A 9,679-nucleotide genomic window follows, 5' to 3' on the forward strand; every position below is an offset into this window, starting at 1 on the left:
AAGTCCATCGCCCAGGTCTCGTTCGACCGTGTGGCCGGTCTGCGGTCATCGCGCAGCTTGGCCTTGACCCGGCGCTTCGGCGTTTTGTTGCGTAATTGCAGGCCCAATTCGCGATAGATGCGGCGCGTCTTGTTCTGCCCATGACGCCAACCCTCGCGGCGGAGCAGGACGTGAACACGACGGTAGCCGTAGCGAACGCGGACATGACAGATCTCCTTGATCTTCTGTTCGAGGGCAGCCTGGCCGGAGCGACGGGACTTGTAGTGATAGGTCGAGCGGTCAAACTCGAGAGCGTCACAGGCCCTGCGGATCGACACCGGCCACTCGCCACAGACCTCGTCGACCAGCTTGCGCTTCCGGCCAGGCTTCATAGCTTTCGGCGGATCACGTCCTGCAGCATCTCCTTGTCGAGCGACAGGTCCGCCACCAGCTTCTTCAGCTTGCCGTTCTCCTCCTCGAGCTGCTTCAGCCGTCGCATCTCGGTCGGCAGCAGCCCGTCGTACTTCTTCTTCCAGTTGAAATAGGTCGCCTGGCTGATCCCGGCCCTGCGGCAGATCTCCGCCACCGCAACCCCGTCACTGCCCTGCTTCAGGATGAACGCCTTCTGGGCGTCCGAAAATTTCGAGGCCTTCATCGTCCGTCGCTCCTCCCAGCCGGGGAATCGGTGCGAAAAACTCTAGCCAAAAATGGTCCAGTTTGCCGGCCTCAGATCAGCCTTACTTTGATCACATGCAACTCAGCCTCACTCCTTGTGCCCTTGAGCCCGAGCAGGAGGCGGTCATTGAAGCTTGACGGGTCGTAGACGCCATCCTCATCGAGGATCAGGGTGTCGGCCAGCGCGCAGATCTCCAGCAAACGCTGCCAGTCCGTATTGTTCGGCGCCAGGCGAGAGACCTCCAGACCCATCACGATGCCGGCGTGCCCCATGCCGACGTTGCTGACCAGGCGCTGAAAGCCCTCGCGCCAGGCAGCCGATGCACCGGACTCGCCCTGATCGCTGTCGATGACGATGATTTGCTCGTCGCGCTAGCCAAGGGCAATTGCGCGTCCACGAAGTGAATATTGCCGACGCACCTCGCCGATGCTCGCTCCCGGCTCCGGATCGGCGAAGACGGCCTATCTCCAACGCATCGCATCTATGCCCGTTACGTGCATCGTAACGTCGCAGCATTGGAGAAGTCCTGCACGTGGAAGAGCGCGGGAGACCAGACTGCCGGTTCGTCTTGTGCGCTGTCTCGGAGACTACATCGCGATCGAGCAAGCCAACGCTCTTGGCACGCGCCGTGTCGTCGTGCGCCGGCCGATCGGATCCTCCACCAATTGATGATCCGCTACGATCACTGTCGTGTGCGGGTGCCTCCGCAACTACTACTGCGTTACCCCCCCGGAGCTATCGACGCCGATGTACATCGATGCGTCAACAGGCGATGCCTCAAAGCGTAGCTTGCCGCACTCGATGACGGCGAGTGCATCGATGCAAGCGTCCGTAAAGCAACGCTCGTGGCAATAAAATGCCTCTCCTGCAATGTGCGGCGTGGTCAAGACGTTCGGATGGAACCGGTAGGGTGCATCGGGTGGAACTGGCTCGGTCGAGAATACATCAATTGCCGCGCGCAATTTTCGTGTATTGACAGCATGCCACAATGCGGACTCGTCGACCACCGCCATGCGGCTCACTAGCACGAAAACGCCACCTACCGGCAGGGCGTCGAATACTGCCTTACTAACGTGGCGCAGCGATGACTTGAGCGGCGGGATACCAACAACAAAAATTTCAGAGGCAGCGGCGAGCTCAACCAGCGAGGACGTATATGTGAGACCGAGATTTTGGGCCGCGGCCTTGTCGAGCATCGGGTCATATACGGCAGTCGGGCACCCGAAGCCCCCGAGCAGCTCATGGTAGCGACGGTTGATGCTACCGTAGCCGGCGAGCCCCACTTTCTTGCCTGCGAGGTCGCCATAGATATAGCCAAAGGTATCCCAAGAGGTACGCTTCCAACCGCCGGCGCGCATCAGCGCTATCCCAGCGGGAACATCGCGCAGGAGGTTCAAAGTTTGGGTAAGAGCGAATTCGGCGACGCTAGGTGTCATAGAACGCGAGGTGTCGATTAATCGGATGTTGCGGTGCTTCAGCGCTTCGATCGACACGAAGTCGGTAAAGCGGTTATCGAACGTGCCGGCGATAGCGCGCAGCTTAGGAGCAAGATCGAGCAGCTCTTCGCTCATGAACAAGGTCGGCGTTGTCCACGGCGCGACGAGCAACAAATCAGCGGTAGGTAGCTTGGCGCGCAGCTCCTCTTGCCAGGTCCCACTGTCGAGCATGATGGTGGTCGTAGTCGAGCCCTTGCTCTCAAGCAAGGTCCTGCCACGCTTAACACTATCCTCGCTCCGGACGTGACACAAGATGATGCCTTGGAGCCTATGGTCAATCGCTTTTGGCATAGCTTTCCCTTCTGCGTGTTTTGTATCGGACGGCATTTCGAATCGGATCTTGGCTCGCCCGGACATGGTCCGCGAGGCGGTTCGCGAGCAAGAATGGCTGGCTGCAGTAGCAGTCGCCTTCCCGACAATCCCGAGAGGCGGCTAGAGAGGACACGTCGACTAGCGATGCCGCCCGCCTGAGCGGAAAGAGCAGATCAGCCGTCATGGGGCGATTCTACATGTGACTGTGGTGCAATTGGAGCGCCCGCTCGAAACGATTGGAGCAATTCTTGTACTTTGACAGGCTGGCCGAGCGGTGCGCTTTCAACGGCGGCAAACACCATTACCACAGACTGTAGGTGGTCCCCGACGTTGGTAACCAGCGGGGGGCCGCCGTCGAGCCAGCGGCAGAACTGCTCGATCAATAGCGAATGATTCCACTTCCTCCCAGGTAGCAGGGACACCTGCTGCCCTTTGCATTGGCGGTTTTTTTGATAAATACGCTTCGGATTCCGGTGAAAGACCTCGACCTCGCGATAGTCGAGGATAGCGGTCCCGGATGCCGACTCCACTCGAAAATATTCAAAATGCCAATCGTTGAGCCCGGCGGATTGAGCTACGGACTCTTCATAAACTCCATGCGCACCGTTGGCGAATTCCATCAACGCTACGACGTCTGTGTCGCCCTTGTATTGCGCCCATTCCGGCTTCCAACTACGAGCAAAAATGGATGTACAGTGCGCCCCCGCTAGATCGGCTAAGATATCGAGATAATGCACTGCACCTTCGATGAGCGTAGAGTAAGCCATTTCACGGCGAAACCGCCTCCAAAAACCGTATACGCGACAGTCACCAGCGAGTCGGCACGACACCGTATTGACACGTCCGAGCGCGCCCGCGCACACGAACTGCCTCAGCGTCGATTTATCCTGACCAAACCGGACGCTCATGGTTATTGCCATTTTGCAACCGGCAGCTTTCACCTTATCCGCGATGCGGACGGAAGCCTCGGTTGTGTCGGCGATTGGCTTCTCCGACAGGATATGCATCCCTCGAGCAAGGGCTAGATCGACGACGGACTCATGAAACGCGGGCCGGATCACGATGATCCAGAAGTCGGCGGCCACCCTGCCACATGCCGACGGCAACACAATCGCCCGCCTTGACTTCGAAGCTGCGAGATCCGACCACGACAGCGCCCGATCCTTCGATGATGACCCAGTATTCGTCATTATCATGACAATGGGAGTCAAAATTGGTCGACTTGGGATAACTAACAAGTGTTCGACCTGAAAATGCCGCACATCCTCAACTCGGTACCCCACCTGCCGGAAAAGATGAGGATTTGCGCGGTTTGGTGGCCAGCGTCCACAGCAAAGGGACCGTCGGTCTCATCCATGTACTGATCTTCAGAGAGCACGTTCACCCAGTTCTTGCTCGTCAACCGGCAAGTTCCGTGTGTGACGAGCAGGGTGCTTTTTATTGGCAGTGATCGCTAACGGCCGGGGCTGCCCAGTGACTTCCACAAACTCGAACCCCATGAGCTGGCACCAATGTGGTGGTTGCCCTCCGCTCCTGAAAAGCGACATAGTGTACCTCTCCATTCTGTACTTAGGCTGTTTGGCGGCGGATCGCCCTGAAGGCGACTGGGGGAGTTCGTCGACTCATTTTCTAACGGAGAGGCAGCTGCAAATCACAACACGGAAAAACGAATCGATGCATAAATTCGGCCATTTTCGCGCAGTAGCGCAGGATTCCGATGCGCGCCTGCCGTCGCAGGTCGATGGAAGCAGTAGCCGTGCCTGAGAATCAGAAGAAAGCGTTAGTGCAAGTGAAGCGCAATCTCCCGGTTCCCGCGCCAGGAACGTCCATACATGCCAGGGTCTACGACCACGCCGGGACGTCCAGGTGCTCGCGTTGTCGCACCCGTCCGCGTCGCCTTCCGCTCTGAGTGCAGACCGGAACAAACTTCTTTCGCGGGCGAGTAGGCCGGCAGAATCTCAGCGCCGACCTCTCATAGATCCCAGCGTGAGACTCTCGCCTCACTGGGCTCCCATCAGGCGAACGAGCTGCGTATTCCGATCTTCCAGTGTGCGAACAAGCCGGGACGTTCTCGAGATAGTCGTTCGAGGACGCGGCCGGCCTTGGCCTTGCGACTATAAAGCGTTTGAACTTCCGCATCATCCAAGCCTCGATTGTCTGATTGACGTATCGAAGGATTGGCCCCAGAGCCGCGCGCGTGAATCGACCGTAATATTCAATCCACCCCCGCAGGAGTGGATTGAGCTGCCGAGCGATGTCAGCCATTGACACATGGGTTCGTCTTCGGAGGTTCAAATCCCGGATTGCCGCCCGCATGGACTTCAGCGCCGACGCGCTGACCACCCCAGGCAGAAAACTGCAGAACACCGAGGCGTCTTGCGAGTTCTTTGCCCGTCGGGGCCGGAAGCAGTAGCCAAGGAAGTCAAACTTGACGTTCGCATAGCTTCCTTTCCGCCGGCTGTCCCTACAGTAGACGATCCTGGTTTTGGTGGGGTGCATCTCAAGTCCGCATTCCGCCAGGCGAATTTGATGCCGATGCCTCCAGATGTCGGCGCGGCCGTCGTTGCCTACCTGCGTGATAGCCGCCCGACGTCGTCGTGCCGCCGGCTGTTTCTGCGCACGCTGGCGCCTCACGTCGGCTTTGCGTCCGGTTGCGCGATTACGATGATCGAAGACCGCTCTGGAGCACGCGGCGACCGTGACTAAACCCACCGCGGGGCCTCGCAAGCAGAAGAAGCGGGAGCGTATCGGAGCAAGAGGCCTTGTCACCCCGGGCAACATCATCCCGGAATGGTGAGCGAGATCATCTCGGAATGGCGGGCGACATCGAGCGGTATCAGCAGAATGCGCATCTGGTAGCTTACGGCCCCGTGAGTCATTATTTAGTCGCCCGTGAACAAGCATCTAAGCGATTGAGCTGGAACGTGTTTTTGGGATTTGATGGCGTTTGACATTGCAGGGATTTGAGGCTTGAGCGCCGCAAACCTTGCAAATTCGTTTTGTGGATTCCTCTCCGTTGTGAACCGTGCTTCTGTGGTGCACCGGAGGGACGATGCGGCCGAAGAAGCACAAGACGACGGGATCGAACGATCTGTTCCGGGCACGGCTGGACCAGATCATCAACATGAAGCACGCGCTTGTTCTGCTTGCCGGCAAGATCGACTGGGACTGGATCGACGCCGAGATCGCCCCGCTCTACAGTGAGAACGGCAGGCCGGGGATCGAGACCCGCTTCATGATCGGGCTGTTGTTGCTCAAGCACATTTACGGGCTGTCCGATGAGGGGGTGTGCGAACGCTGGGTCCACGACCCGTACTTCCAGTTCTTCACCGGCGAAGAGTTTTTCCAGCACGTTTTCCCGCACGAGCGCTCGGATCTGAGCCATTGGCGCAAGCGGCTCGGTGACAAGCTGGAGCGGCTGTTGGCCGAGAGCCTTCGGGTGGCGCACTAAGCCGGTGCGTTACGCAGCCAAGACCTCAAGCGGGTCACGGTCGACACCACAGCCGAAGGCCATCAGCTTCCCGACCGACGCCAAACTGCTGCACGCAGCGATCCGGGGGCTGAACCGCCTGGCGAGGAAGCACGGGGTCAGGCTGCGGCAATCCTATTCTCGCGTAGCAAAAAGTGCGGTGATGATGGCGGGCCGTTACGCTCATGCCAAGCAGTTCAACCGGCATCAGCGGCAGCTGCGCATCCTGCGCAGCCGGCTGGGCCGGATCATCCGCGACATCCGCCGCAAGATCGAGGGCCAGCCGGCACTGGAGCAGGCGTTCGCCCTCCCGCTTGGGCGGGCCACGCAGATCCGCTCGCAGCAGCAGCGCCAACGCGGCTTCAAGCTTTATTCCTTCCATGCCCCGGAGGTGGAGTGCATTGGCAAGAGCAAGGCCGCTGCGCCTTACGAGTTCGGGGTGAAGGCCTCCGTCGTCACCAACAATCGCCGGGCTCCCGGCGGCCTGTTCGTGCTGCATGCCAAGTCGCTGCCCGACAATCCTTACGACGGTCACACATTGCGGGACGTTGTTGACCGCACCGAGACACTCACCGGCTGTGCGATCGAGCGCGCTTATGTCGACAAGGGCTACCGCGGCCACGACGCGCAAAATCCCCGCCGCGTCTTCATCTCCGGCCAGAAGCGCGGCGTCTTCGGCGCCATCAAGCGCGAGCCGCGCCGCCGTTCCGCCATTGAGCCCATCATCGGACACCTCAAAGCCGAAGGACACCTCGGCCGGTGCTACCTCAAAGGTCGCCGGTGATGCCGCCAACGTCGTCCTCTCAGCCGTCGGCCACAACTTCCACCGCATCCTCGCCTGGTTCAGAGAACTTTTGCGCCTATTGCTGGTCTTGCTCTGGCGCACGCGAAACTGCCCAGCTCAGCTCGATCCGGCTTCTTAACGGTCGACTATTTAGTCTTTCAGCTGCCTTTGAGAAGCTTGGGAACTCGCTTACCGCCTCGAAGATGTGAAGACTTTTCAAGATCGGCGACTTGTGCATTTGGCTTACTTCTTCCTAGGCTCTACAAAGCCCATCAATGGGTATTGGACCTGCCGTGCGCACGGCTCTTTCATCAAGAATTGTGAACCTATGTTGCGGACTTCACGCGAATGCTCGATTATTGAGAGGTCCTTCGATTGTTAGGCTTTGCCTATTTTGGCTACTCCACCGAGCCCACTTTTCACCTCCATTCTCGCTATGGCACGCCGCAGGCCAAGCAAGCACATGAAGGACGACGTGGCGCGCATCGATGGATCGCGTACACGCTCCGGTCAGGGCGCGCTGGCGGAATTGTCCGCCGGAATACGGTCCCTGCACGATTTACAACCGCTTCAATCGCTGGAGCCGCAAAGGTCTCTAGTTCGAGATCTTCGAGTCTTTGACCGGAAAGACCGAGATCGTCGGACCGGCGCGGCAAAGTCACGCTGATCTATGCGGCTGCCCATCGCTGCATGCGGCGTGACCGTCCGCGTGACCTGCTCCACCGTCAGGCGAAAACCGTCGTCTTCCCGACATGGCGCACCACTTCAAGCGTGGCCCGAGGATGTCGTAGACGCTCTCATGGACGCCAAGCGACACAGTGTCGTGCAGCGCTGGCCCGCCCGCGCCCATCGCAGACAAAGCAACGCCGGGTAGCATCTTATCGAGGTCGACACAGCGGGCGCAAGGCTGCCCAAGTCTCCAGTTTCATGATTCGTCAGATGAATGATTGAGCGATGTAAATGCGAGAGCGATTTTGCGCTTCCCTCAAGAATTGGTAGGGGGACTTCTTTCCCTTTTGCTATATTCTTCCATCGAGATCGACTACCGGTTCGAAACTAAAGCGCTGCAATTTATAAGTGGCGGCGGACTGGAAACCGATGGTTCGAGACGACTAGAGATCGTGAGAGCTCTCCAGAGGATTGTACGTAACGGAGAGCCGCTAATTCAAGAATCACATCGCGAGATCGGGGCTCCAAATGGCACTTCCGATAAGCAATACACGTCTCCGAGACGTTCATAAAGTCCGAGAGTGGCACCCCGATTGCTGGGATGAGGAAGAAAGAGCCAACGCAAGGCGGTGGGGGTCGTGCAAGGAGCTTGCGATGAAGCTTGCCCGATTGATCCTCATGAATTCGCTGACGAGGTTTGTGCTTGCTGCCCAAGCGGCGAATATCAATGTCGTGCGGTTGCCGCGAACTTCACCGAGCCGGACAAGGAGATTGCTGCAGCTTTCAAACAGAAACCCGGCGATGAGCCCGTGATGTGCTTCGGCGCAAGCGAACGGTTTTACAACCTGATCACGCCAGGTGCGCCGCTTCAGGTGCTTCTCCCGGCTGAACCGCATCACATACACGATCAGCACGCTCGAGATGTACGGAATGCGCTGCATAACCCCAGTGGCGTCACCAGCATTCGCCGAGATTAGGACCGAAAAACTTTAACTCTAAGCGGTCCAATTAAACTCTTAGCGGTCCAATCAAGGGCTTATCGGACGACACATGTTCCCACCAGCTTTCTAGAGATTTGTGTAGGTCAGAGATGGTGAATACAGCTCTAGTTACCGGCGGCTCCGGATATTTTGGGGAATTGTTGAGCAAAGAGTTGCTTGAGCAAGGAACCCACGTTCGCGTGCTCGACCTGAACTTACCTGGCTTCAGTCACCCTAATCTGGAATTTTTCCAAGGCACGATTCTGGATCGCAACGCGGTCAAACAGGCAGTCTCCGGCGTGAATAAAGTATTCCACACCGCCGCCCAGCCCCCTTTAGCCAAGGATGTAGACTTGTTCTGGTCCGTCAATAAGGACGGCACGCAGATCATTGCCGACGAATCGGCTGCGGCAGGAGTCGAGAAGCTTATATATACCTCCTCCACCGCTGTTTATGGCGCCCGGAAAACGAATCCCGTCACAGAGAATACAGAACCCAGTCCTGCCGAAGATTACGGACGCGCAAAACTCGCAGGAGAAATCATTTGCAAGAGAGCAGTACAACGCCATGGTCTGGATGTGGCGATTGTGCGCCCGCGGACCATTCTCGGACATGGCCGCCTTGGCATCTTCCAAATCCTGTTTGACTGGATAGAACGGGGCCTCAACATTCCAGTTTTGGCTGGCGGGAATAACAGATATCAGTTCGTTCACTCGGATGATTTGGCCTGGGTATGCATTGCAGCCTCGAATATGAAAGGCTTTACAGAATACAATATCGGTGCCGCCGAATTTGGCACAATGCGTGAACTTCTGCAGGCGTTGATCGACCATGCCGGAACCAAAAGCCGAATCAAATCTATTCCAATGTGGCCGACTACCCTCGCAGCGAATCTGGCAAGTGCGCTCGGCCTTTCCCCCTTGGGCCTCTATCATTCGCTCGCGTACGGGCGATCAATGTATTTCGATATTTCGAAGGCGCAGAAAGAACTTGGGTATATGCCGAAGTACTCCAATTCTCAGATGATCATCGATACCTATGATTGGTATCAGGCCAATAAGGCCTCTATAAGCAAACACGGAGCGTCACACGATAAGTCGCCTGTCAAACAGCAGGTTCTAGCGTTGGTTCCCTACGTATTGCGGATGATCCCGGGATGAATAGCCTACCTCTCATCCCGGTTCTTGCCGCGGGCTTGAATTGTATCGGCACCATATTGCTGAAATGGAGCCGAACGTCACTGCCTGCCGAAGCCGGACCAGCCGATAAGTTTCTCTCCTGTCTCTTATACACATCTGACGCTGCCGACGAACT

At 57.7% G+C, this 9,679-nt stretch carries 6 protein-coding genes and 5 pseudogenes; 5 read left to right on the plus strand and 6 right to left on the minus strand.

Annotation, left to right across the window (positions count from 1 at the left end; genetic code table 11):
• From IF803_RS41710 to IF803_RS41735, 6 genes and pseudogenes are all read right to left on the minus strand, one after another.
• A pseudogene (locus IF803_RS41710) lies at positions 1–634 on the minus strand (transposase); the annotation flags it as partial.
• Between the two features lie 77 nt (positions 635–711).
• Positions 712–1,071 (minus strand): annotated as a pseudogene (locus IF803_RS41715) (recombinase family protein); the annotation flags it as partial.
• Between the two features lie 297 nt (positions 1,072–1,368).
• Complete coding sequence (locus IF803_RS41720) at positions 1,369–2,358, minus strand: NAD(P)-dependent oxidoreductase (RefSeq protein ID WP_461196079.1); 990 nt, start codon at positions 2,356–2,358, stop codon at positions 1,369–1,371.
• Between the two features lie 278 nt (positions 2,359–2,636).
• Complete coding sequence (locus tag IF803_RS41725; RefSeq protein WP_461196080.1) at positions 2,637–3,548, minus strand: Gfo/Idh/MocA family protein; 912 nt, start codon at positions 3,546–3,548, stop codon at positions 2,637–2,639.
• Positions 3,502–3,642 (minus strand): annotated as a pseudogene (locus tag IF803_RS41730) (hypothetical protein); the annotation flags it as partial. The gene IF803_RS41725 and the pseudogene IF803_RS41730, both read right to left, overlap by 47 nt.
• A 663-nt stretch (positions 3,643–4,305) precedes the next feature.
• Positions 4,306–5,247, minus strand: coding sequence for a group II intron maturase-specific domain-containing protein (locus tag IF803_RS41735; RefSeq protein WP_461196081.1), 942 nt, complete (start codon positions 5,245–5,247; stop codon positions 4,306–4,308).
• A 29-nt stretch (positions 5,248–5,276) separates the two neighbouring features.
• On the opposite strand from IF803_RS41735, the gene IF803_RS41740 reads away from it, so the two are divergent.
• The 5 genes and pseudogenes from IF803_RS41740 to IF803_RS41760 all read left to right on the plus strand — a co-directional run bounded on the left by IF803_RS41740 (position 5,277) and on the right by IF803_RS41760 (position 9,525).
• On the plus strand, positions 5,277–5,414 hold the full coding sequence (locus tag IF803_RS41740) for a hypothetical protein (protein ID WP_461196082.1): 138 nt from the start codon (positions 5,277–5,279) through the stop codon (positions 5,412–5,414).
• 101 nt (positions 5,415–5,515) lie between these two features.
• Positions 5,516–6,855, plus strand: a pseudogene (locus IF803_RS41745) (IS5 family transposase).
• A 376-nt stretch (positions 6,856–7,231) separates the two neighbouring features.
• Positions 7,232–7,309, plus strand: a pseudogene (locus IF803_RS41750) (IS5/IS1182 family transposase); the annotation flags it as partial.
• 714 nt (positions 7,310–8,023) lie between these two features.
• Positions 8,024–8,362, plus strand: coding sequence for a substrate-binding domain-containing protein (locus IF803_RS41755; RefSeq protein WP_461196083.1), 339 nt, complete (start codon positions 8,024–8,026; stop codon positions 8,360–8,362).
• Positions 8,363–8,475: 113 nt separating this feature from the next.
• A complete protein-coding gene (locus IF803_RS41760) occupies positions 8,476–9,525 on the plus strand; it encodes an NAD-dependent epimerase/dehydratase family protein (RefSeq protein ID WP_461196084.1) in 1,050 nt (349 codons plus the stop codon).
• The last annotated feature ends 154 nt before the right edge of the window (positions 9,526–9,679 follow it).

The organism is Bradyrhizobium sp. UFLA06-06, from assembly GCF_054820065.1.